The sequence below is a fragment of the Bacillus sp. XT-2 genome (assembly GCF_025696525.1).
Classification (GTDB): domain Bacteria; phylum Bacillota; class Bacilli; order Bacillales; family Bacillaceae; genus Bacillus; species Bacillus halotolerans.
The window spans coordinates 249224-272338 of sequence record NZ_JAHVOC010000003.1; the positions used below are offsets into that span (position 1 = coordinate 249224).

The 23115-nt window shown below is 43.2% G+C and carries 23 protein-coding genes; all 23 read right to left on the reverse strand.

Annotated elements, in window-relative coordinates; translation table 11 throughout:
- Positions 1 to 104 precede the first annotated feature (104 nt).
- The 23 genes from KXD37_RS10980 to rimP all read right to left on the reverse strand — a co-directional run bounded on the left by KXD37_RS10980 (position 105) and on the right by rimP (position 22985).
- Positions 105 to 2474: an FtsK/SpoIIIE family DNA translocase gene (locus KXD37_RS10980; RefSeq protein WP_188323740.1), complete on the reverse strand. Its 2370-nt coding sequence runs from the start codon at positions 2472 to 2474 to the stop codon at positions 105 to 107.
- A gap of 129 nt (positions 2475 to 2603) precedes the next feature.
- Positions 2604 to 2816, reverse strand: coding sequence for a YlzJ-like family protein (locus KXD37_RS10985; RefSeq protein WP_024121444.1), 213 nt, complete (start codon positions 2814 to 2816; stop codon positions 2604 to 2606).
- Positions 2813 to 3550, reverse strand: a complete 738-nt coding sequence (gene tepA, locus KXD37_RS10990; protein ID WP_024121443.1) for a translocation-enhancing protein TepA — start codon at positions 3548 to 3550, stop codon at positions 2813 to 2815. The genes KXD37_RS10985 and tepA overlap by 4 nt, the downstream gene beginning before the upstream one ends.
- Before the next feature lie 115 nt (positions 3551 to 3665).
- Positions 3666 to 5333 carry a ribonuclease J2 gene (gene rnjB / locus KXD37_RS10995; RefSeq protein WP_044155851.1) on the reverse strand — a complete coding sequence of 556 codons (1668 nt, stop codon included), beginning with the start codon at positions 5331 to 5333 and terminating at the stop codon, positions 3666 to 3668.
- A gap of 177 nt (positions 5334 to 5510) precedes the next feature.
- The gene (gene dapA / locus KXD37_RS11000; protein ID WP_024121442.1) at positions 5511 to 6383 is read right to left on the reverse strand and encodes a 4-hydroxy-tetrahydrodipicolinate synthase; all 873 of its coding nucleotides are present in this window, start codon (positions 6381 to 6383) and stop codon (positions 5511 to 5513) included.
- Positions 6384 to 6413: 30 nt separating this feature from the next.
- A complete protein-coding gene (gene dapG / locus KXD37_RS11005) occupies positions 6414 to 7628 on the reverse strand; it encodes an aspartate kinase (protein WP_024121441.1) in 1215 nt (404 codons plus the stop codon).
- Between the two features lie 91 nt (positions 7629 to 7719).
- A complete protein-coding gene (asd, locus tag KXD37_RS11010) occupies positions 7720 to 8760 on the reverse strand; it encodes an aspartate-semialdehyde dehydrogenase (RefSeq protein ID WP_024121440.1) in 1041 nt (346 codons plus the stop codon).
- 125 nt (positions 8761 to 8885) lie between these two features.
- A complete protein-coding gene (gene dpaB, locus KXD37_RS11015; protein WP_188323739.1) occupies positions 8886 to 9488 on the reverse strand; it encodes a dipicolinate synthase subunit B in 603 nt (200 codons plus the stop codon).
- A 2-nt stretch (positions 9489 to 9490) separates the two neighbouring features.
- Positions 9491 to 10384, reverse strand: coding sequence for a dipicolinic acid synthetase subunit A (dpaA, locus tag KXD37_RS11020; protein ID WP_024121438.1), 894 nt, complete (start codon positions 10382 to 10384; stop codon positions 9491 to 9493).
- Between the two features lie 191 nt (positions 10385 to 10575).
- A complete protein-coding gene (locus tag KXD37_RS11025; protein WP_010334291.1) occupies positions 10576 to 10833 on the reverse strand; it encodes a YlmC/YmxH family sporulation protein in 258 nt (85 codons plus the stop codon).
- 78 nt (positions 10834 to 10911) lie between these two features.
- Positions 10912 to 12141, reverse strand: a complete 1230-nt coding sequence (locus tag KXD37_RS11030) for a M16 family metallopeptidase (RefSeq protein ID WP_024121436.1) — start codon at positions 12139 to 12141, stop codon at positions 10912 to 10914.
- Between the two features lie 38 nt (positions 12142 to 12179).
- The gene (locus KXD37_RS11035; RefSeq protein WP_188323738.1) at positions 12180 to 13139 is read right to left on the reverse strand and encodes a polysaccharide deacetylase family protein; all 960 of its coding nucleotides are present in this window, start codon (positions 13137 to 13139) and stop codon (positions 12180 to 12182) included.
- A gap of 115 nt (positions 13140 to 13254) precedes the next feature.
- Positions 13255 to 15372 carry a polyribonucleotide nucleotidyltransferase gene (gene pnp / locus KXD37_RS11040; protein ID WP_188323737.1) on the reverse strand — a complete coding sequence of 706 codons (2118 nt, stop codon included), beginning with the start codon at positions 15370 to 15372 and terminating at the stop codon, positions 13255 to 13257.
- 173 nt (positions 15373 to 15545) lie between these two features.
- Complete coding sequence (rpsO, locus tag KXD37_RS11045) at positions 15546 to 15815, reverse strand: 30S ribosomal protein S15 (RefSeq protein WP_003154182.1); 270 nt, start codon at positions 15813 to 15815, stop codon at positions 15546 to 15548.
- Between the two features lie 156 nt (positions 15816 to 15971).
- Entirely contained in the window at positions 15972 to 16922 is a 951-nt protein-coding gene (gene ribF / locus KXD37_RS11050) for a bifunctional riboflavin kinase/FAD synthetase (protein WP_263463529.1), read from the reverse strand.
- Positions 16923 to 16940: 18 nt separating this feature from the next.
- Complete coding sequence (gene truB, locus KXD37_RS11055) at positions 16941 to 17870, reverse strand: tRNA pseudouridine(55) synthase TruB (protein ID WP_263463530.1); 930 nt, start codon at positions 17868 to 17870, stop codon at positions 16941 to 16943.
- A gap of 84 nt (positions 17871 to 17954) precedes the next feature.
- Positions 17955 to 18308 carry a 30S ribosome-binding factor RbfA gene (gene rbfA, locus KXD37_RS11060; RefSeq protein WP_010334286.1) on the reverse strand — a complete coding sequence of 118 codons (354 nt, stop codon included), beginning with the start codon at positions 18306 to 18308 and terminating at the stop codon, positions 17955 to 17957.
- A gap of 16 nt (positions 18309 to 18324) precedes the next feature.
- Positions 18325 to 18603, reverse strand: a complete 279-nt coding sequence (locus tag KXD37_RS11065; RefSeq protein ID WP_003220950.1) for a DUF503 domain-containing protein — start codon at positions 18601 to 18603, stop codon at positions 18325 to 18327.
- The gene (gene infB / locus KXD37_RS11070) at positions 18600 to 20750 is read right to left on the reverse strand and encodes a translation initiation factor IF-2 (RefSeq protein WP_024121430.1); all 2151 of its coding nucleotides are present in this window, start codon (positions 20748 to 20750) and stop codon (positions 18600 to 18602) included. Before infB ends, KXD37_RS11065 begins: the two co-directional genes overlap by 4 nt.
- Positions 20751 to 20769: 19 nt before the next feature.
- Positions 20770 to 21072 (reverse strand): YlxQ family RNA-binding protein, encoded by a 303-nt coding sequence (locus KXD37_RS11075; RefSeq protein WP_101863326.1) that lies wholly within the window; start codon positions 21070 to 21072, stop codon positions 20770 to 20772.
- Between the two features lies 1 nt (position 21073).
- Positions 21074 to 21349: a glucose-induced regulator RulR gene (gene rulR, locus KXD37_RS11080; RefSeq protein WP_010334283.1), complete on the reverse strand. Its 276-nt coding sequence runs from the start codon at positions 21347 to 21349 to the stop codon at positions 21074 to 21076.
- 13 nt (positions 21350 to 21362) lie between these two features.
- A complete protein-coding gene (gene nusA, locus KXD37_RS11085; RefSeq protein WP_095713844.1) occupies positions 21363 to 22481 on the reverse strand; it encodes a transcription termination factor NusA in 1119 nt (372 codons plus the stop codon).
- Between the two features lie 33 nt (positions 22482 to 22514).
- Positions 22515 to 22985: a ribosome maturation factor RimP gene (gene rimP, locus KXD37_RS11090; RefSeq protein ID WP_024121427.1), complete on the reverse strand. Its 471-nt coding sequence runs from the start codon at positions 22983 to 22985 to the stop codon at positions 22515 to 22517.
- Between the last annotated feature and the right edge of the window lie 130 nt (positions 22986 to 23115).

Sequence of the window (23115 nt, forward strand, 5' to 3'; positions counted from 1 at the left end):
AAATTATTGAACAATTGGGACAACTATATCATGTTTTGTCGAAAAAATAAATAAAAAGGTGTACAGTTTACATAATGTTATTATTGTTACTGAACTCCCTTCATTTAAGAAGAGAGCTCATCATGTTTTTCTTTTGATATTAAGACTTCCCTTGGTTTGCTGCCTTCATACGGGCCAACTACGCCGCGTTCTTCCATTGCATCAATCAGGCGTGCCGCTCTCGTATACCCGATTCTGAACCTTCTTTGCAGCATCGATACGGATGCAGTCTGCATGCCGACGATTAATTCGACGGCTTCATCATAAAGGTCATCGGTAACCTCAGTATGGGTTTCCGTTATTTCTTCAGGAATCATTTCTTCCTGATATTGAGCTTTTTGCTGCGTAATGACATGATCCACGACCTGCTCCACTTCTTCGTCTGACAAAAATGCTCCTTGTACACGGACAGGTTTATTAGCCCCGACAGGTAAAAACAGCATATCTCCTCGGCCTAAAAGCTTCTCAGCGCCCCCCATATCCAGAATGGTCCTTGAGTCCGTCTGTGAAGAGACACTGAATGCGATTCGTGACGGAATATTTGCCTTGATGACCCCTGTAATAACGTCAACTGACGGACGCTGTGTGGCAATAATAAGATGGATGCCGGCAGCCCGTGCCATTTGGGACAATCTCGTAATCGAGTCTTCTACATCAGATGAAGCTACCATCATGAGATCAGCTAGCTCGTCCACAATGACCACGATATACGGAAGCTCTGGCTGTTTTGCCTCTCCCTCATTATTGGATCGTTTTATATAATCATTGTACCCTTCAATATTTCTTGTTCCTGTATGAGAAAACAATTCGTACCGACGTTCCATTTCATTGACAACCTTTTTCAAAGCTTGTGATGCTTTTTTCGGATCAGTTACCACCGGAGCAAGCAAATGCGGAATCCCATTGTACACATTCAGTTCAACCATTTTTGGGTCAATCATCATCATTTTCACTTCATGCGGTTTAGCGCGCATCAGAATACTTGTAATAATGCCGTTGACACAGACACTTTTTCCGCTCCCGGTCGCGCCTGCGACAAGCAAATGAGGCATTTTGTTTAATTCAGCAAGCACAGCTTCACCCGAAATATTACGGCCAAGTCCGATTAACAGTTTTGCATCAGGTCTGTCATTAAGTTTTGACTCAAGCACTTCCTTCAGCGATACCATAGCCACTTCCGCGTTTGGCACTTCTATGCCGATGGCAGATTTACCTGGAATAGGCGCCTCAATCCTGATGTCTTTTGCAGCTAACGCCAGCGCTAAATCGTCACTTAGGTTGACTATCTTGCTTACCTTCACTCCGACATCCGGATACACTTCATATTTCGTGACAGCCGGCCCAAGATGAACCTGTGTCACTTTCGCCTTTACGCCGAAGCTTTGGAACGTGCGTTCAAGCTTTCTGGCATTTTCATAAATATTTTTTTTATCAGCCTGCTGGCCGGTATGCTTCGGATCAGCTAATAAATCTAATGACGGCATCTGATAATCTTTATTTTCAAGTTCTGTAAAAGTCATTGGCGGAGCAGCAGCCGTTTCATTATGGTCAGCCTCGGACTGATTTTCCTGAAGCGGTTCTGTCGCCGGCTCAATTCGTTTTACCGCAGCTGCCGGAGGCTCTTCCGTTTCATTCCGGTCTGAAAAGCTTGAGATAATCGGCTCTGAATGAATGAGAGGCGATACCATTTCCTGCTCCTCTTCTTCAGCAGCGGGCTCTGGCTCCATTTGCTGTTTTTTGCGCGCCGGCTTTTGTTTTTTACTGGTATTGGCTTTCGCTTTTTTCGATGATTTCATATTTGTTTTGACTGATTTCATATCATCAATAAAAGCAAACCATTGTTCTTTGATGAAACGGCCGATCGGGCTCATCCACTTTTTCAGCGTTTCTTGAAGAGAACGCCCCGTGACCAGAATCATTCCGATCAAAATCATTACAATCGCCATAATTTGAGAACCAGTTGATGCAAACAAAAAGTGTGAAGCCGCAAACAGAAGCGCCCCTATCATTCCCCCGCCTAAATCAGGTGAAGCAGAGCTCCCATTCATGTCCATTAAAAATAATTCCCATGTATTGCGGATCACGCTGGCAGACTCAATAGATCCTCTGTTCGTCAAATTTTTAAACAGCTGCACATGAGAAAGCAGCAATATGCTTGCAATGATGCAGTACAGCCCCGCCTTTCGTCTCGTTAAAAGACTCGGCGTTTTTTTCTTCCAAAATAGTGAAACCCCTAAAACGAATAAGCCTAACAAGCATAAAATAAACCACTCACCAGCGAAAAAACGGAACAAGTAGATAAAGGTTTGTCCCACTACACCAAGCTGTAAAATGGCGATAATTGAGATAGCAATGCACAGCAATCCGTTTAATTCAAATTTTATGTTGAGCTGTTTTGCCTGTTTTTTTCTCGATTTTCTTTTTTTCTTTGCCACACTCATCACCTTACTGCGTTAAAAAATGTAAGTTCATACATAATGAAGAAAGCAGCCGTTTACTGGCTGCGTTTTTCTGTAGGATTCCCCTATTATAGCATATTTTGCCCTTAAAAAAGGGCCGGAATCTTATACGTTTAATTTTAGCTTTTGTCCCGGAGAAATATCCGGATGCAGAAAGTGCATAGGATTAGTACTCATGACTTGAATAACCTCTGCTTCATTGCCTTTCATCTCGACAAGAAGCGGAACACCTCTATACTCAATTTGCTCATGTGCACTTGGCTGTTGGTTCTGTTCCGCGAAAACAATTTCCTGCGGCATCGTGGTATACAAAATCATTGAATCATCCGTCCTTCTTCTTCTCTCGCTTCCTCGATCAGCTCATTTAATTTATGAATCGCTTGTCCGACTCCGCCGACGTGATCAATCAGTCCATACTCGACGGCATCCTTGCCGACGACATTTGTTCCAATATCGCGTGTTAAGTTTCCTTTTGAAAACATCAGCTCTTTAAACTTATCTTCATCTACATTTGAATGGCTTGTTACAAATTTAACGACTCTTTCTTGCATCTTATCCAAGTACTCAAAGGTTTGAGGCACGCCGATCACCAGTCCCGTCAGACGAACGGGATGAATCGTCATGGTAGCTGTTTCAGCGATATAGCTGTAATCACAAGATACCGCAATTGGTACACCGATGGAATGTCCTCCGCCAAGTACGATGGAGACGGTTGGTTTTGACAAAGATGCGAGCATTTCAGCAATTGCAAGACCCGCTTCCACATCTCCGCCGACTGTATTTAATATAATAAGTAAACCTTCAATTTTTGGATTCTGCTCAATGGCAACGATTTGCGGGATTACATGTTCATATTTTGTTGTTTTGTTTTGCGGAGGCAGCTGAACATGGCCTTCTATTTGTCCGATAATGGTCAGACAATGGATATTTGTATCTTGCGGCAGCTGCGGAAGTGTCGTTTCCCCTAGCTGCTGTATTTTATTCATAATGCTGTCTTTCGCATCATTTTTTTCGGGACGTTCTTCTTCTGTATTTTCCATACGATGATCCATTTCGCTTTCACCCTTTCCGAGTTTCTCTTTGTATTATGAACAAAGATCTTCAATTCAATCCCGGCTTAACAGGCAAAAAAATAAAGACCGGAACAGGTCCGGTCTTACGTTTACATTAGACTTCCATAATAATTGGGATGATCATCGGTTTACGTTTTGTTTTTTCATATAGGAATTGGTTCAAAGCATCTCGCATTGCCTGCTTAAGTGTTGACCATTCAACGTTTGATGTTTCAGTTGCTTCTGTCACGATAGAACGTACAAGCTCAGTAGCCTGTACGATAAGGCCTTCAGACTCTCTTACATAAACAAAACCGCGTGTGATAATCTCAGGACCTGATACAAGATGTTTCTTTTGTTTATCAAGTGTAATGACAACAATCAGTATGCCGTCTTGTGAAAGTAAGCGGCGGTCTCTCAGCACAATATTTCCGATGTCGCCTACACCTAAACCGTCGATTAAAATATTGCCGTATGGCACTTTATCACCGATCTTTACGTTTTGGCCGCGGAACTCGACAACGTCTCCTTTTTCAATTAAGAAGATATCACTGCGCTTCATGCCGATTTCTTCAGCGATTTTCGAATGAGCCTTTTGCATTCTGTATTCGCCGTTTACAGGAATTAAATATTTTGGTTTAAGCAGATTGATCATCAGCTTTAACTCTTCCTGTGAGCCATGTCCAGATACATGCACACGCTTTTGAGCAAAAATGACTTGCGCGCCGGCTCTGGCAAGCAAATCAACTGTTTTAGAATAAATGAGTTCCTGCCCAGGGATCGGAGTGGATGCAATGACAACTGTATCCCCTTCTTCGATATTCAGCTGCTTGTGAGCTTTGTTTGCCATTCTTGTCAGAGCTGCCAACGGTTCACCATGGCTGCCGGCAGTTACAATCGCTACTTCGCGCTTCGGATATTTTTTGACATCCTGAATTGAAATAAACAGTTCATCATCTGCTTCAATATATCCAAGCTTTCTTGCAAGCTGAAGGATCGATTGAAGGTTTTTTCCGGCAATGGCAATCTTTCTGCCATTTTGAGCCGCTGCATGAATGACTTGCTGAATCCGGTTAATATTGGATGCGAAAACGGCAATGATTACCCGGTTCTCTGAATTGTACAGTGCGTCCGAAATCTCTCCGCTGACAGCAGCCTCCGAAGGGGTGTAACCCGGACGTTCTGCATTAGCACTGTCAGAAAGCAGAGCAAGTACGCCGCTGTTGCCGATTTTGGCAATCTCGCCAATGTCGCACGATTGATTAAGTGCGGGTGTTTGGTCAAATTTGAAGTCTCCCGTGCATACAATAGATCCAAGTGATGTTTTTAAACTGACGCCTACTGAATCAGGGATACTGTGGATCGTATTAAAGAACGATACCTTTGTTGATTCAAATGTAATGACAGATTTTGAGTGAATTTCTCTTAAATCAGCTTTTCGGTTATGTCCGTATTGTTTTAATTTTTCTCTTAATAGTGCAAGCGTTAGCTTTGTTCCGTATACAGGAACAGAAAGCTTGTTTAATAAGTAAAAAACGCCGCCGATATTCTCATCATGCCCATGTGTTAAAAAGATAGCCTTAACGCGGTCAGATCGTTCAATCAAATATGATATGTCAGGAATCACCACATCAATACCGAGCATTTCGTTTTCTGGATGCATAAGGCCGGCATCAACGACAAATATGTCTGAATCAATTTCGATGACATAAAGGTTCTTCCCAATTTCTCCGACACCGCCAAGGGCGATAATTCTAACGTTTTCTGTATTTTTCTTTTTCAAAATCTATATCCTCCTAGTCTCATACCCGTCCATCATCACTTGTTCCTATTATAACTGAAAGTAAATTTAGAAAACAAGATAAAGCAGAAGGTTTAGGGAAAACCAATATGTATAAGAAACGGTCAAACTCAGGTGGAATGAGAATGACCGCGTTTGTTTCACTGTATGAAATTTTTCTTACAGTTCGCTGATCGCGCTGCTTAAGCTCAGACGTTCATCTTCGTTTAATGGGATGAGAGGAAGACGCACTGAACCGACATCAAGGCCTTTCAGCTGAAGAGCTGTTTTCACAGGAGCCGGGTTAGGCGCTTTAAACAGTTCCTTCATAATCGGCAGCAATTTCTGGTGAATCAGTGCCGCGTTAGCTGTTTGCCCATTTGTATAATTTTTGATCATTTGCTGCATATCAGAGCCTACTATATGGCTTGCGACTGAAACGACACCTCTTCCTCCTACTGACAGAACAGGAAGCGTCAAGGCGTCATCCCCAGAATAAACGGAGAAATCTTCAGGCGTTTCCGCAACAATTTTTGTAATCGCTTCGAGATCTCCGCTCGCTTCTTTGATCGCAACAACATTCGGAATATCTGCCGCCAACCGGATTGTCGTCTCAGGAGCAAGAGAAGCAACGGTGCGGCCCGGCACATTGTACAGCATAACCGGAAGAGATGTTTCAGAAGCAACAGCTTTAAAATGCTGATACATTCCTTCTTGTGAAGGTTTATTATAATACGGCGTAACAAGCATCACCGCATCTACGCCTGCTTCCTCAGCTTTTTTGGTCAGCTTAATGGAATCTTTCGTATTGTTGCTGCCAGTACCCGCAATGACAGGCACCCGGCCGTTCACTTCTTTGACCGTATATTCAAATAGCGCTATTTTTTCTTCTGTTGAAAGGGTTGGTGATTCTCCTGTTGTTCCCGCTACTACTAAAGAATCTGTTCCGTTTTTCAACAAGTAATCAATCAGTGTAGACAATTTTTGAAAGTCTACATTCCCTTTATTGTCAAAAGGTGTAATCATAGCTGTAGACACATTTCCGAAATTCATTTTTTTCACCTCATCATGATTCAATCACATTTACTTAGAAAGTTCAAACACTTCATGCAAAGCGTTTACAGCAGGAACCATGTCCTCTTCATGGACAAGCACCCAGATGGTCGTGTGGCTGTCCGCCGACTGCAGAATAGGAATCTCTTTCTCTGATAGAGCTGTCACAATTTTAGACGTTACACCCGGGACGCCCATGATACCGGCACCGACCGCCGAAACTTTTGCACAGTTTTTCGTCACCATCGGGTCATAACCCATATCCATTAAGATGCGCTGAGCTGTTTCCGTCTTGTTCCCAGCCACCGTATAAACGATTTCACTAGGTGTAATGTTAAAGAAATCAACGCTGATTCCTGCACTCGCCATCGCTTTAAAAACTTCAGTCTGAACGTTATACTGACCGATTTTTGAAGGCACTTTGAACTGTGTGACATCTTTGACATGGGCAATTCCGGTAATCAGCCGTTCAAAAACATCACTGCCGACATTGGAAGAATGATGTGATGTCACCAATGTGCCTTTATCTTTGGAATATGTTGAGCGGACGCGAATCGGAACCTTAGCCTGCATCGCAATCTCCACAGCTCGCGGATGAATCACTTTCGCTCCCTGGTACGCGAGGTTGCAGATTTCTGTATATGTTACCACAGGAAGCGGTTTCGCGTTTTCCACTACTCTCGGATCAGCAGTCATCACACCTTCAACATCTGTGAAAATATCGATGTATTCAGCGTCAATTGCCGCCCCAAGTGCAGCTGCAGACGTATCGCTGCCCCCTCTTCCGATCGTTGTTGTATCGCCCTTTTCAGTAGCGCCTTGGAATCCTGCGACGACTACTGCGTCATGATTCGCAAGCACACTGAATAAACGCTCCGGTTTCATTTCAAGGATTTTCGCATTTGTATGCTGATCATTCGTTAAGAACCCAGCCTGAGCCCCTGTCAGCGCAGATGCTTTTACACCGTTATCCAGCAGCATGCTCGTAAAGACGACAGAAGAAATCGTCTCTCCGCATGATAAAAGCAGATCCTGCTCTCTCGGGGAAATCGCAGACTGATCGCCGTAAAGCAGTCCCAACAGAGAGTCTGTTGCGTACGGATCACCCTTCCGGCCCATCGCGGAAACGACAACGACAACCTTATATCCTTCACTGATTGCTTCTTTAATGTGCTCTAAAGCCAGTTTACGGCCTTTGTCATCTTTTACAGATGTCCCGCCAAACTTCTGAACAATTATCTTCACTGTTTTCACTCCAAATTATTCGGACGTAACAGAAGAGAGCAGGCTATTTGCGCCTTACTCTCTTCTATTCGTCTTTGGGAAATTCTTTCTTTTATACGAGGTTTAGTTTTTTCAGGCTTTCTGCAATTTGAACAGAGTTCCATGCCGCGCCTTTTAATAGGTTATCAGAAACTACCCATAAATGAAAACCGTTTGCTCTGTCCAAGTCTTTGCGAATACGGCCTACAAACACATCGTTTTTGCCGACTGCATCGGCAGGCATCGGATAAAGCTGCTGGCTCGGGTCGTCCTGAAGTGTAATGCCAGGAGCTTCTTTTAATAGATTTTTAATATCTTCCACAGTAGCGTCATCTCGGTCTACCTCGATGTAAACGGACTCTGAATGGCCGGTTTCAATCGGAAGTCTCACACATGTAGCCGCTACTTGAAGCTCAGGCATGTGCATGATTTTTTTTGTTTCATTTATCATTTTCATTTCCTCAAACGTATAGCCGTTATCTTGGAATTTATCAATTTGCGGAATCGCATTGAAAGCGATTTGATAGTGTTTTTTATCCCCTTTTACAGGCATAATCTCTGGTTTGATTTCTTCGTTGTTCAAAATCGCCTCTGTTTGGCTGTACAGCTCTTTTACAGCTTCATTTCCCGCTCCTGATACCGCTTGGTAAGTTGATACGATAACTTTGTTTAAGCCGTAAGCTTTGCGGATCGGTTCCAGCGCAGCCACCATTTGAATTGTAGAGCAGTTAGGGTTGGCAATAATGCCGTTGTGTTCGTGCAAGTCTGCCTCGTTAACTTCAGGCACAACAAGCGGTGTATTTTCGTCCATACGGAACGCACTTGTATTATCTATAACAATAGCGCCGCGTTTTACAGCTTCGGGTGCCAATGCCTGTGATACGCTTCCGCCGGCGCTGAACAAAGCAATATTTACCCCTTCAAAGCTTTCAGGAGAAGCTTCCTGTACAGTCAGCTCTTGGCCTTTAAATGTGACTTGGGTACCCGCAGAGCGTTTTGAAGATAGCAATGTAAGTGTGTCCATTTCAAAATTTCTGTCTTCAAGTGTTTTAAGCATTTGTTGTCCTACAGCTCCTGTCGCTCCGACAACAGCTACGTGTAAACCTCTTCCCATCTGTAAAACTCCTTCCGCCAATCAGCTTCATTGAATTGATTTGACTATAATTTTACGTTTTATTTTACCATAGAATATGCGGGTGATGACCGAATTTTTTTGTTTGGGAAAGATTTTCTGTATATTTAGTCATTTCCCTGATAATTATCAACGAGAATTGGTTGAAGCTGCTGATGAATCAGCGCCTTTTCAACGGTTTGAGGAAGCAGATCCATTTTGGCAACCATTGAATTCGGTTTTTTGAAGGGATCGTCTTGCCCAAATGGAATAAAGAAGATATTTTTGGTAGACATGAGCCTCATTAGGTTTGTGCCGTTTAAACCGAGAGCGTCATTTGTTGATATACCGAGAACGACCGGCCGATTGTTTCTGATTGTTGCTTTTGCAGCCATCAGTACAGGGCTGTCTGTCATGGCGTTGGCGAGCTTGCTCATCGAATTTCCGGTTAAAGGCGCAATTACCATGCAGTCCAGCGGAAGCTTTGGCCCGAGGGGTTCAGCCTTTACAATTGAATCAATTGCCTCATATCCGGTAAGGTCTTCAATCTTTTTAACCCATTCCGCTCCTTCTCCAAAGCGTGTATCAGTCGATTTTACAGTAAATGTGACAACCGGCCGGACTTCCGCTCCTTCATTGACTAGCGTCTCAATTTGCGGAAACACCGCTTCATATGTGCAATGCGAGCCGGTCAGTCCAAATCCGATTCTTTTCCCTTTTAATGACGACATTCTTATTTCCCCTCCTCAGCATGTAGTTCAGCCAAAAGCTTGCTCAAGACATTGGCGAGGATCTGCCCTGCTGTTTTAGGAGCGACAATCCCCGGCAAACCAGGGGCAAGGAGTGCCTTAATCCCTTGTTTTTCAGCATATTTAAAATCGGTTCCGCCGGGTCGTGAAGCCAGATCCAATATTAAGGTTTTCGGTGTCATGCGAGAAAGCACAGTTTGATTCAAAATCATGCTCGGTATGGTATTAATACAAATATCTATATCTTTGACATGCTCTTTGAGTTCATCAGTGTGAAACGGGACGAGCCCCATTTCGGTGATGCGTGCCAGATGCGCTGAACTTCTTGCCCCGACCTTTACATTCGCCCCAAGCGCGGCAAATGTACGGGCGATCGTCATTCCAGTGCGTCCCAGCCCGAGAACCGCCACCTGAGATCCGTGTATCGTATAATCTGTGTGCTGAATGGCCAGCATGATGGTTCCTTCTACTGTCGGAATAGAATTGTATATCGCAATGTCATCCCGCTCAAACAGCTTAACAAGTTTTCTGTTTGCTTGAGCTGCAATGTTTTCTAAATAGGCGTTAGAAATCCCTGAGAAAATGACACAGTGTGCAGGCGTTTGGTCAAGGTGCTCCTGTTTTAAAACAACTTCTTCATTTGAAAATACGGTTGATACGACACCTTCTCCTGTTGTCGCAGACACAGGAAGAATGATACTGTCTATTTGCTGATAAGGAATTTCATCAATGTTGCATTTTACAGCTCCGGTAAAACCGTGATCCAATTGGTCAAAACCGACGAGATAGATGTCAGTCTGCTGTTCAGTGAGCTTTCTAATAATTTCGAGCTGTCTTGCGTCACCGCCGATAACTGCAATTTTCAATCCGGTTAACATGTTAAACGTTCACCTTCTTTGTATATACTGGATCCCTAGCTGTTAAGCTCCCCTTCATCTTATGATCAAAAGGAAATAGCGGTGAATTAAAACATACGCTTTTTTCACACAAAAAAACATCGGCTGACTCAGCCGATGTTTGGATGTTCTCATGAAAGCCCATAACCTGCAGAGTTGGGCCTTTTCTATAGTTACTCTTGGTGAGGAGAAATTTCCTCAGGGACATCTAAAATGATCATATCTGATCCGATCTTTTGAATATGATTCCAGGGGACACGAATGTCTTGACCGTGTTTTCTCAAACCAAACCATTTGACTGTCGGAATGAGGAGCGCTGTGATCTGTCCATCCTGTTCATTGATTTCTAAATCGGTCTGACCCAGTACTCCCAGCCGTTCAGCTCTTTTGATGTCGACAATTTCCTTCCCGGATAATTCACTGAGCCGCATCTCTGTCACCCCCTTGTACTATGTATGATCAAAAGGATAAAAAAATGCCTGCTCCGTTTCAGGGCAGGCATTTCAGATTTATGACGGCATATTGCCGGAAGGGCTGATAAGAGCCAGAGAATAGTCATTCGTAAACATTTGTCTGGCAAGACCGTTGACACGTTCTAAGTTTACAGCGTTTAATTCATTAATAATTTCGTCTAATGTTTTGTGTTTTCCGAGCAGCAGTTCATTTTTACCGTTTCGGCTCATTTTGCTGTTCGTGCTTTCTAAGCTCAGCATCAAGCTTCCCTTCATTTGCTCCTTACTGTTTTCCAGCTCTTTCGGCGTTATGCCGTCGCGCTTTAATGTTGCAAGGGTTTCTTGAATGGTTTCTGACAGCTGCTGAAGCTGATTTGCACCTGTTCCGCCATAAATGGTGAGCATGCCGCTGTCCTCATATGAGCTGTGATAGCTGTAAACAGAATAAGCGAGCCCTTTATCTTCACGAACATCTTGGAACAGACGGCTGCTCATGCTGCCTCCGAGCACATTATTAAGGACGATCAAATCATAAATTTTTTCATGACCGACTTCCAGCCCTTTAAATCCCAGACATAAATGGGCTTGTTCTGTTTCTTTTTTTCTTGTGAGTTTTTCTGTATGGAATCCGGGCTTCTGTAGACCTGTCGCTTTGCCTTTTGCCTCATATGATCCGAACCATTTTTCTACATCTTTTATAAAGCTTTCTGAAATATTACCCGCTACAGAAATAACGACACGGTCCGGCGTATAATAATCATGCATGTACTGTCTGAGAGAGTCGCCGTTAAAGGAATCAAGCGTTTCTTCTGTGCCTAGAATCGGATAGCCTAAAGAATGATTCCCGTACGTGGCTTTGCTCAGTAAATCATGAACAATATCATCGGGCGCGTCTTCATACATTTTTATTTCTTCGTAAACTACATTTTTTTCTTTTTTCAGCTCGTTTTCATCAAAAGTTGAATGAAAGAACATATCTGCTAATACGTCAAGTGCGTAATTCGCATGCTCATCAAGCACCTTTGCATAATAGCAGGTATATTCCTTTGAGGTAAACGCATTGACCTGACCGCCAATACGATCAAAAGATTCTGCTATCTCACGTGCAGATCTTGTGCTCGTCCCTTTGAAGAACATATGCTCCAAAAAGTGGGAAATCCCATTTATCTCCGGCGTTTCGTGCCGCGAGCCTGTACCAATCCAAACGCCGATCGCGACAGAACGGACTGTCGGGTTATTTTCAAGCACAACTCTTACACCATTTTGACACGTATATCGTTTAATCAAATTTGTTCCTCCTATTCAAAGACTAGCTGCCTGCCCTGTTACTTCAACAGTCTTGTTTCATCCATTAGTTCAGTGACTGTTCCAAGCGCATATCCTTTATCTTTTATCTTTGTAATCAGCGCTTCAAGACTTTCCGCCGTGGGATCGGTCGGATGCATTAAAATCATGGCACCATTATGTATCTTGCTTAACACCCGGGTTTGAAGTGCAGACGGAGCCGGTTTTTGCCAGTCGATTGTATCAACCGTCCACATCACCGTTCCCATATGTTTCTCAGCTGCAATGTCAACAACCGCTTTCCTGAAACTCCCGCTTGGCGGAGCGAACCATTTCGGCTTGACGCCGAGCGTTTTTTCTATTTGCTCATTGGTCTTGTCGAGCTGTTCGGAAATTCTTCCTGTAGTCAGTTTGCTCATATCCGGATGATTGTATGAATGATTTCCGATTTCATGTCCTTTTTCCGCAATCTTTTTAGCCAGCTGTTCATTGTTTTTCACCCAATTGCCTTCCAGAAAAAACGTAGCCTTCACGTTATGCTTTTGAAGGACAGGGAGCATTCTTTCCAAATATTCGTTTCCCCATGCCACATTAATTAAAAAAGCCACCATCGGTTTTTCCGGATTCCCTTTGTAAATAGGCTCTGGCTGAAGAGACTCAAGATGAACGCTTGGTTTTGCTTGACTGTACACTAAATCGTTTTCTCGAAACTCACCGTGCTTTTTCATTTTTTTATATGATTTTTCAATATTGACCTTTAAACCATTGTAACCGGGAATGCTTTTCCACACCTTGTCTATTCTTGCATTCTGAGGCTTTACTTCATAATCTGGCGCCTTTTGAAGCAATTCTTCATATAGCGGGTCTTTGGACGCCGAGACGGTCACCGTATCTTGTTTCATTGCCCCTATATAATCAAGTGTGTGCGGATTTTTCATCATCTCGAAAGAAACAAAAAAAAGAAATAGAAAAACGGCAAACGGTACAAATTTTTTGTACATGTTCTGTCCCCCCTCACCTCACATTATGAAGGAGAAGGACAAGGTAGAACCCGCTTGCTTTTTAAAGCGTCAAAATAAAGAAGCCGGGTCTCCCAGGCTCCTTTTATGTTTTCATTTAAGATTTTTGTTCTTCTTTTTCTTTCTCTTCACGGAGCACAGCTTTACGAGACAAGTTGACCCGTCCTTGCTTATCGATTTCAGTAACCTTCACAAGAATCTCGTCTCCGATTTTGACAACATCTTCAACTTTTCCTACGCGCTCAAGCGCAAGCTCTGAAATGTGTACCAAACCGTCTTTTCCGCTGAAAATTTCAACGAAAGCGCCGAACTTTTCAATTCGTTTCACTTTACCTAAGTAAAGCTGGCCGACTTCAACCTCTCTGACGAGGTCTTCGATGATTTTCTTCGCTTTTTGGTTGCTGCTTTCAACTGTCGACGAAATAAAGATTGTGCCATCCTGCTCGATATCAATTTTAACACCGGTCTCTTCGATGATTTTATTGATTTGTTTTCCGCTAGGTCCGATGACATCGCGGATTTTATCAGGATTAATAGCCATTGTTAAAATCTTAGGCGCATATTGAGAAAGCTCTTTTCTTGATTCGCTTAATGTAGCAAGCATACTGTTGAGGATTTCCATTCTTCCTTTTTTCGCCTGCTGAAGCGCTTCTTCAAGAATCTCTCTGGAAAGGCCTTCAATTTTAATGTCCATTTGCAGCGCCGTTACGCCCTTTGCAGTTCCGGCAACTTTAAAGTCCATGTCTCCAAGCGCGTCTTCCATGCCTTGAATATCAGTCAGAACAGTATAATGTTCGCCTGATTTGACAAGTCCCATTGCAATACCTGCGACTGGTGCTTTAATCGGTACACCGGCATCCATCATCGCAAGTGTGCTTGCACAAATACTTGCCTGAGAAGTGGAACCGTTTGATTCAAGCACTTCAGATACAAGACGGACAGTATAAGGGAAGTCTTTTTCAGATGGAATAACAGGCTCAAGCGCACGCTCACCAAGAGCTCCATGTCCGATTTCACGGCGTCCCGGTCCGCGCATCGGTCCAGTTTCCCCGACGCTGAATTGCGGGAAGTTGTAATGATGCATAAACCGTTTCGATTCTTCGACACCTAAACCATCAAGGATTTGCACATCTCCGAGAGCACCTAACGTACAAACGCTGAGAGCCTGGGTCTGTCCTCTTGTGAACAATCCGGAACCGTGTGTTCTCGGCAAGAGGCCAACCTCAGAAGAAAGCGGGCGGATTTGATCGACTCCGCGGCCGTCAGGTCTTACTTTCTCTTCAGTAATCAGGCGGCGCACTTCATTTTTGACAAGCTTGGACAAAATCTGTTTGACTTGTTTGATTGTTTCCTCGTCATGCTCATCATCCTCGAATTTTGCCACAACTGTGTTTTTTACTTCATTAATGGCATCTTCGCGGGCATGCTTTTCATGAACCTGGATTGCTTTCAGCAGATCTCGCTCTGCTAAAGCCTTTACTTTTTCACTCAGCTCTTCATCAATTTCATAAAGCTTAATTTCTGATTTTTCTTTGCCGACAGCTGCGACAATTTCTTCTTGGAATGCAATCAGGCGTTTAATCTCATCATGGCCGAACATAATCGCTTCTAGCATCGTTTCCTCAGGAACTTCGTCTGCTCCTGCTTCCACCATGTTAATTGCATCTTTAGTTCCGGCAACGACAAGATTGATATCACTTTTCTCAAGCTGATCAACCGTCGGGTTAATAACAAATTGATTATCAATGCGTCCGACAGTTACCCCTGCAATCGGTCCTTCAAACGGGATGTCTGATACAGAAAGTGCAAGCGATGAACCGAACATAGCAGCCATTTCTGAAGAGCAGTCTTGATCAACACTCATGACGATGCTGATGACTTGAACTTCATTACGGAATCCATCGGCGAACAAAGGCCGGATCGGACGGTCGATTAAACGGCTCGCCAAAACAGCTTTTTCACTTGGACGTCCTTCTCTTTTAATAAACCCGCCAGGTATTTTACCTACCGCATACAATCTTTCCTCGTAGTTTACAGTAAGCGGGAAGAAATCAAGCGGTTTCGGTTCTTTTGAAGCGGTTGCTGTACTGAGTACTGCTGTATCGCCGTAGCGAACCATAACAGCACCATTTGCCTGTTTGGCAAGCTGGCCGGTTTCAACAGTAAGCGTTCTTCCGGCCCAATCTATGGTAAAGACATGTTTTTCTTGTCCCATACGATTACGAACTCCTCTCTTCGTTGTGTGAAATAATCAATTACTCCTATTATGAACGAAATGGATTGAACATATCAATGTCAAAGTAGTATGTAAAAGGATTTCAATGATTGATTATAAAAATTTTTCGCTTTTATACGATAAAAAAGCGGGAATCCTCCCGCTTTTTACGATTATCGACGTAAGCCTAGTTTGTTAATTAACTCACGGTAACGAGTTACGTCTTTATTACGCAGATACGTAAGAAGATTACGACGCTTACCTACCATTTTAAGAAGACCGCGACGTGAATGGTGGTCTTTCTTGTGAGTACGTAAATGCTCGTTCAAGTTGTTAATTGAATCAGTTAGGATAGCGATCTGAACTTCTGGAGATCCAGTATCAGATTCGTGTGTTTTAAACTCGCTGATGAGTTGGTTTTTACGCTCTTGAGTAATTGCCATCCTGTTTCACCTCCAAATAATATTTAGCCCCAGTTACCTAGCAACCGTCGGTGACTTCGGATTGCCAAGCAAAGGTTTTAAGACTACGAAAACTATCATACTAAAAATCGAGCCTATATGCAAATATTTTAGAATAAAATTTGTGTGCGCTGCATGTTATTTCCGCAAATTGCTGAAATAACGGATCGCTTGCTGCTTATCTTTCTCAATTTGCTCTGTTAATTCTTGAATGCCGTTGAACTTGCGCTCGCTCCGAATTCGTTTATACCATTCAATTTTTATAGCGGCTCCGTATACTTCTTGATCAAAATCAAATAAATTGACCTCAATTGAAGGCTGTTCCGGTCGTTTTTCATAAAACGTCGGCTTATAGCCGATATTGCAAACGCCGTTGTAAATCTCGCCGTTTATTTCCGCCTTGACGGCATATACACCGGTCGGCGGGACAATATAGCTGTTATTCAAGCCGATATTGGCCGTCGGAAACCCGATTGTCCGCCCTCTTTTATCTCCGTGAATGACAATTCCTTTAATAAAGTAGGGCTGTCCAAGCAAGACATTGGCCAGTTCAACGTCTCCGTTTTGAAGTGCAGTCCGAATATAGCTGGAGCTGATTTTTTTATCCTGCTCCGTCAATTTTTCCACCATTGTGCAATCAGCTTTTCCATCTAAATCAACCGGCATCGTTTCCATTGTTCCTTTGCCGTATTTTCCGTACGTAAAATCAAAGCCTGCCACTGCATGCTGTACATTAAGGCCTAAAATATACTGATCAACAAACTGCTTAGGAGTCAGAGAAGCAAACACTTCATTGAATTTAACGACATACAGTATCTCCGTGCCTAATTGTTCAATTTGGCTGATTTTATCTTCAAGAGGGGTAATCAGATCCTTTGGTTCCTGATCCCTGCCCAGCACATGAGAGGGATGGGGGTGAAAGGTCATCACGGCTAATGTCAGATTTCTTTCTTCAGCTATCTGTTTGGCTGTGCCGATTACCTTTTGATGCCCTAGATGAACGCCGTCAAAATAACCTAACGCCATCACAGATTCTGGCTGCTCCTCTTTTATTAAATGATGCGGATGTGTAATATGTATCGTCTTCACAGAACGGTCACCTTTTTTCTATTGTTCGCTTTTTTGCATCAATACTTTTGCCGGCTTTAACAGCCCGTGTTTTGTAGGATGGGGGAAATAAATCGCCAGACAGCTTCCGGATTCCGTATAGACTGCGATACGGTCGTCGCTTGTCAGATCCGTGAATTGTTCAGGTGTTTCAAGCAAAGCCCCATTTTCTACTTTCTTAGCTAATGTATCACTTATGATCCATTTCGGCAAATGATTGAGCGTACGTTCAATAGAGACTGTATGCTCTGTTATAGTTCCGGATTCGGCTTGAGCTTCCAGCTCTTCGAACGTAAAGCATTCATCAAGGGAAAAGTCACCGGACGCCGTACGGATCAAATGAGACATATGAGCCGGATATCCGAGCTTTTCACCAATCATAACCGCCAATGTCCGCACATAGGTTCCTTTTGAACATGTTACTGTAAACCGGAAACTCGCTGTCTCTCCATTATGTTTAACCCCTGTAGTGAGCACAATATCTTCAATGGTAATAAGACGTTTTGGCCGTTCTACTTCAAGTCCCGCTCTTGCATATTCATATAATTTTTTGCCGTTTACCTTTACTGCGGAATACATCGGGGGAATCTGTTCTTGTTGTCCCTTTAAACTGTTTAAAACCTTTTCTACTTCTGCTTCATCAACAGCTTGATCTACTGGCTTTGTTTCAACAGTTTCTCCGGTTTGATCCTCTGTCGTCGTTGAAACACCAAGCGTAATTTCTGCATCATATGTTTTAGACTTCTCAGTTAAATATTCGACAATTTTTGTAGCCCGGCCCACACAAATCGGAAGCACACCTGATACCTCAGGATCAAGCGTTCCCGTATGTCCGACTTTTTTTGTTTTAAGCAGCTTCCGGATCTTCATGACACAATCATGCGATGTCATGCCGACCGGTTTATGTAAAAGGAGAACTCCGTTAACCATATGCCTTTCACTCCTTCTGTTGTGAGGATTTTCTTCAAAACGCAGAAAAGAGGACAGACGACGAACGCCTATCCTCTTCATTTGTTATTCAGACGGGTTCTCTGAATTCAATTGGTGAATCAATGTTTCGATTCGATTTCCGTAATCAATTGATTCATCGAACTCAAATTCAATTTCAGGCGTTTTACGAAGTCTGATGCGGCTGCCGATTTCAGAGCGAATAAACCCTTTCGCCTTAGCAAGCCCTTTCAGTGCTTCCTCCCGTTTTTTCTCGTCTCCGAGAACGGAAATATACACCTTTGCAATTTGTAAATCACCTGATACACGTACATCCGTTACTGTCAGAAAACCAATTCTCGGATCCTTCAGCTTTCGGCTGATAATATCACCGAGTTCTTTTTTCATTTGCTCGCCGACACGGTTTGCTCTCATACTCAATTCAATCACCTCTAAGTTAAAACCACTCTGTTCTAGTGATCGTCCGTTCAATTTCAGGAAAAGAGTCGATAAACGCAAGAACACGCTGCAACTCTTTTTCTGTCTGAACGCGAGAGGAAGAAACAGCGGCAATTCCAAAGCTGGTTCTTTGCCATGTGTCCTGATAGCCAATCTCCGAAATCGAAACATTGAACTTATTTTGAACCCTGGTTAAGATCCGCTTCAGAACGGCGCGCTTTTCTTTTAACGATCCTGCATCATAAATGATGCATTCACATTCCGCAAATCCGATCACGTTCTTTCAATTTCTTGCATGACATACGCTTCAAGGATGTCACCTTCACGAATGTCATTGTATTTCTTAATCGTTATACCACATTCGTAGCCTTGTGAAACTTCTTTCACATCGTCTTTAAAGCGTTTCAGAACGTCCACTTCACCTTCGAAGATTACGACGCCGTCACGAATTAAACGGAGGCCGCTGTCGCGCGTAATCGTTCCTTCAGTAACATATCCTCCGGCAATCGTACCGATTTTAGATACTTTAAATGTTTGGCGCACTTCTACTTGACCAATTACTTTTTCTTCATATTCAGGATCAAGCATACCTTTCATAGCTGCTTCAATCTCGTCGATTACTTTGTAAATAATACGGTGAAGACGAATATCTACGTTTTCAGCTTCAGCCGTACTCTTAGCATTACCGTCCGGTCTCACATTAAACCCGATAACAATTGCATTGGAAGCAGATGCTAAAATAATGTCAGATTCTGTGATTGCACCAACGCCTGTGTGGATGATTTTCACTTTAACGCCTTCAACTTCAATTTTTTGAAGTGCGGCTGTTAAAGCTTCGGCAGATCCTTGAACGTCAGCTTTTACGATGAGGTTGATGTCTTTTACATCACCTTGTTTAATTTGCTCGAATAAGTCGTCAAGACTCAGCTTTGCTTTATCGCTGCGCTGCTCTTCAAGCTGTTTGGAAGCACGGGCTTCTCCAACAGAACGAGCTGTTTTTTCATCTTTAAAGACAAGGAATTGATCTCCCGCTTGAGGCACGTCATTTAGACCGGTAATTTCAACCGGAGTAGACGGTCCCGCTGTTTTCACACGGCGACCAATGTCATTGACCATTGCACGGACACGGCCAAATGTATTGCCGACTACAATCGGATCACCGACATGCAGTGTTCCAGTCTGTACGAGCAATGTCGCAACTGACCCTCTGCCTTTATCAAGTTCCGCTTCAATAACAGTTCCTTTTGCCTGGCGGTTCGGGTTCGCTTTCAGTTCCTCTACCTCACTGACAAGCAAGATCATTTCAACGAGTTCATCAATGCCTTTTCCAGTTAAAGCGGAAAGCGGAACAAAAATCGTTTCTCCGCCCCAAGCTTCAGGCACAAGTCCGTATTCTGTCAGTTCTTGCATCACACGGTCAGGGTTTGCAGCTTCTTTATCAACTTTATTCACAGCAACGATGATCGGTACTTCTGCCGCTTTCGCGTGGTTGATCGCCTCTACTGTTTGCGGCATTACACCGTCATCCGCAGCTACAACCAGGATCGTAATATCGGTTACTTCCGCACCGCGTGCACGCATTGTTGTAAATGCGGCGTGACCCGGGGTATCCAAGAAAGTGATTTTCTTGCCGTTTTCTTCGATTTGGTAGGCTCCGATATGCTGAGTGATTCCGCCAGCTTCTCCTTCAACAACCTTTGTTTTACGGATGCTGTCAAGAAGCGTTGTTTTCCCATGGTCAACGTGACCCATGATTGTAACGACAGGAGGACGAATTTCAAGATCCTCTTCTTTGTCAGGCTCTTCGTATTTCTCTAATTCAGTTTCTTCAAGGACAATAACTTCTTCAGTTTCAACACCGTATTCTGATGCAATCAGTTCGATTGTGTCTTTATCGAGCTCTTGGTTAATGGTTGCCATAACACCAAGAAGCATCAGTTTTTTGATGAGTTCAGAAGGCTCTTTGCCAAGCTCTTCGGCCAGTGCGCCGACTGTTAAAGTGCCTGAGAACGTAATTTTTTCAGGAAGCTCTTTTTTCGGCTTCACAGGCTTTTGCTGATGTTGGTTTCTGTTGTTGTTATTGTTGCGTTTATTTTTTTTGTTGTTGTTATTCTTCTTGTTTTTGTTAAATTGATTATTCTGCACGTCATTCTTCTTTCCGTCTCGAATTTTATTTGGTTGATTTCCAGCAGACTGCTGATTTACCCCTTGCGGCTGTTTGTTTTTGTTCGTTTCCGCAGGCTTTTGAGATTTAACGGCTGCGCCGCCTTTTTTAAATTTGGCATCAAGCTGTTTAATGGCCTTTTCTTCAAGCATGGCCATATGATTATTCACTTCTAAATCCATGTTCTTCAGTGCGGTCAAAATTTCCTTACTTGAAACATTTAACGCTTTTGCATATTCGTATACTCTCATTTTAGCCATTCGTTCACCCCCAAAAATATTAATCGAGCAAGCTGATCAGCTTATTCGCAAAACCTTGGTCAGTGACGGCGACAACGACACGGGATTCTTTACCGATAGAGTGTCCAAGAATCGCGCGATCCGCGACTTTTTTATAAGGAACTTTATAATAATTGCACTTGTCGGTTACTTTCTTTGCTGTGTTAGATGATGCATCCTCTGTAAGCAGGACAAGCTTCGCACGCGCATTCCTGATTTCTTTAATAACCAAGTCCTCGCCTGACACGACCTTACGAGCTCGATTGGCCAGACCCAGCAAGGGAAACCATTCCATTCCAGACATTTTATTTTTTCACCTTTTCCGCCAGTTCCAGCAATTCTTCGAAAATCTGGTCATCGATTTGTGATTGAAATTGATTTTGCAAAGTGTTTTTCTTTTTTGCTGCTAAGATGCACTCTTTATCCAGCGTTAAATAAGCACCCCGCCCGTTCTTTTTCCCGGTCGGATCTACTGAGATTTCGCCTTCTTTTGAACGTACAACTCGGATTAGTTCCTTTTTAGGCTTCATTTCTCCAGTCACTACACACTTGCGTAACGGGATCTTTTTGTGTTTATTCACCTAAGGTCACCTCTTATTCATCCGATTCAGCAATTTCAGGCTCCGTAAAGAGCGGCTCTTCGTCGTCTTCTTCAAGTTCTCTCGGATAGATTCCAAGCTCTCTTGCGTCTGTTTCGCTCTTAATATCAATCTTCCAGCCTGTCAATTTAGCAGCTAAGCGTGCGTTTTGCCCTCTTTTGCCAATCGCCAGAGACAGCTGGTAATCAGGAACAATAACAGTTGTCGCTTTTTCTTCTTCATTCACGATGACATCCAGCACTTTCGAAGGGCTGAGCGCATTCGCGACAAATTCTACAGGATCATTCGACCAGTTGACAATGTCAATTTTTTCACCTTTTAATTCATTGACAATCGCCTGTACACGCTGGCCTTTAGGACCGACGCAAGAGCCCACCGGATCCACATCAGGATCATCAGTGCGAACAGAAATTTTCGAACGGTCGCCTGCTTCTCTGGCAACAGATTTCAGCTCTACAGTTCCATCATAAATTTCCGGCACTTCGATTTCAAATAAACGCTTCAAGAGGCCTGGGTGTGTTCTTGACACATAAATCTGCGGGCCTTTCGTCGTTTTTTCTACTTTTGTGATATACACCTTAATGCGGTCATGAGGCTTATAGCTTTCATTCGGCATTTGTTCATTAACCGGCAGCAAGGCTTCAATTTTGCCCAAAGACACATAGATAAATTTATTGTCCAGGCGCTGGACGATACCAGTCATGATGTCTTCTTCACGGTCAATAAACTCAGAATAGATCACACCGCGTTCAGCTTCGCGCACACGCTGTGTCACGACCTGCTTCGCTGTTTGGGCCGCAATGCGTCCGAAATCCTTAGGCGTTACTTCAATCTCTACAACATCGCCTACCATATATTCCGGGTGGATGCTTTGCGCCTCTTCGATTGAGATCTCCAGTCTTTGATCGTATACCTCATCAACGACATCTTTTCTTGCGAATACACGGATTGTACCTGTTTCACGGTTCAAATCCACCCGTACATTCTGCGCCTGATTAAAATTTCGCTTATAAGCAGAAATTAAAGCAGCTTCGATTGCTTCAATGATAATTTCTTTGCTGATGCCTTTTTCTTTTTCAAGAATGGTGAGAGCATCTAATAATTCACTGCTCATGTTAACGGTCTCCCCCCTTAAAACTTGTATTCATTAGAATGTTACAGCTAATCTTGCGTTAGCTATTTTTTCATACGGAATATCGATCCGTTTCTTTCTTGTTTTGATTGTCATCTCAACTGTCACTGTTTGTCCATCGAATTCAGCCAGCTGTCCTTCAAACACTTTTACGCCGTCAATCGGCTCATAGGTCTTAATGTATACATTTTTCCCAAGTGATTTTTCGAAATCGGCTTTTTTCTTTAATGGACGCTCAGCTCCCGGGGATGAAACCTCAAGAAAGTAATTTTGGCTGATTGGGTCTGCCTCATCAAGCTTCTCGCTTAGAGCTTCGCTTACTTTGGCACATTCCTCAATATCCACACCGTCATCGGAATCAATAAACACGCGAAGGAACCAGCTTTGACCCTCTTTGACAAATTCAATGTCAACGAGTTCGAGCTGAAGGCTGTCTACGATTGGCTGAGCCATTTCTTGAACGGTGTCAGTCACTTTTTTGCTCATGTTCTTCCTCCTTGTGCTGTCGATATCATATTCGTCTCGTCACTCTGCATAAAAACCCTGCTTCAAAAGAGCAGGGGCTTTAAAGTAAACGATGAACATGTCGAGACAAAATTGTCTTGTTCAATACAAA

Coding starts and splice junctions, on each gene's coding strand:
- KXD37_RS10985 (WP_024121444.1), bottom strand. CDS start 2,816: ATGATTTTGTATACCACGATGCCGCAGGAAATTGTTTTCGCGGAACAG.
- tepA (WP_024121443.1), bottom strand. CDS start 3,550: ATGGATCATCGTATGGAAAATACAGAAGAAGAACGTCCCGAAAAAAAT.
- dapA (WP_024121442.1), bottom strand. CDS start 6,383: ATGAATTTCGGAAATGTGTCTACAGCTATGATTACACCTTTTGACAAT.
- asd (WP_024121440.1), bottom strand. CDS start 8,760: ATGGGAAGAGGTTTACACGTAGCTGTTGTCGGAGCGACAGGAGCTGTA.
- dpaB (WP_188323739.1), bottom strand. CDS start 9,488: ATGTCGTCATTAAAAGGGAAAAGAATCGGATTTGGACTGACCGGCTCG.
- dpaA (WP_024121438.1), bottom strand. CDS start 10,384: ATGTTAACCGGATTGAAAATTGCAGTTATCGGCGGTGACGCAAGACAG.
- KXD37_RS11025 (WP_010334291.1), bottom strand. CDS start 10,833: ATGCGGCTCAGTGAATTATCCGGGAAGGAAATTGTCGACATCAAAAGA.
- KXD37_RS11035 (WP_188323738.1), bottom strand. CDS start 13,139: ATGTACAAAAAATTTGTACCGTTTGCCGTTTTTCTATTTCTTTTTTTT.
- pnp (WP_188323737.1), bottom strand. CDS start 15,372: ATGGGACAAGAAAAACATGTCTTTACCATAGATTGGGCCGGAAGAACG.
- rpsO (WP_003154182.1), bottom strand. CDS start 15,815: ATGGCAATTACTCAAGAGCGTAAAAACCAACTCATCAGCGAGTTTAAA.
- truB (WP_263463530.1), bottom strand. CDS start 17,870: ATGGTTAACGGAGTTCTCCTTTTACATAAACCGGTCGGCATGACATCG.
- infB (WP_024121430.1), bottom strand. CDS start 20,750: ATGGCTAAAATGAGAGTATACGAATATGCAAAAGCGTTAAATGTTTCA.
- KXD37_RS11075 (WP_101863326.1), bottom strand. CDS start 21,072: ATGTCTGGAATGGAATGGTTTCCCTTGCTGGGTCTGGCCAATCGAGCT.
- nusA (WP_095713844.1), bottom strand. CDS start 22,481: ATGAGCAGTGAATTATTAGATGCTCTCACCATTCTTGAAAAAGAAAAA.
- rimP (WP_024121427.1), bottom strand. CDS start 22,985: ATGAGCAAAAAAGTGACTGACACCGTTCAAGAAATGGCTCAGCCAATC.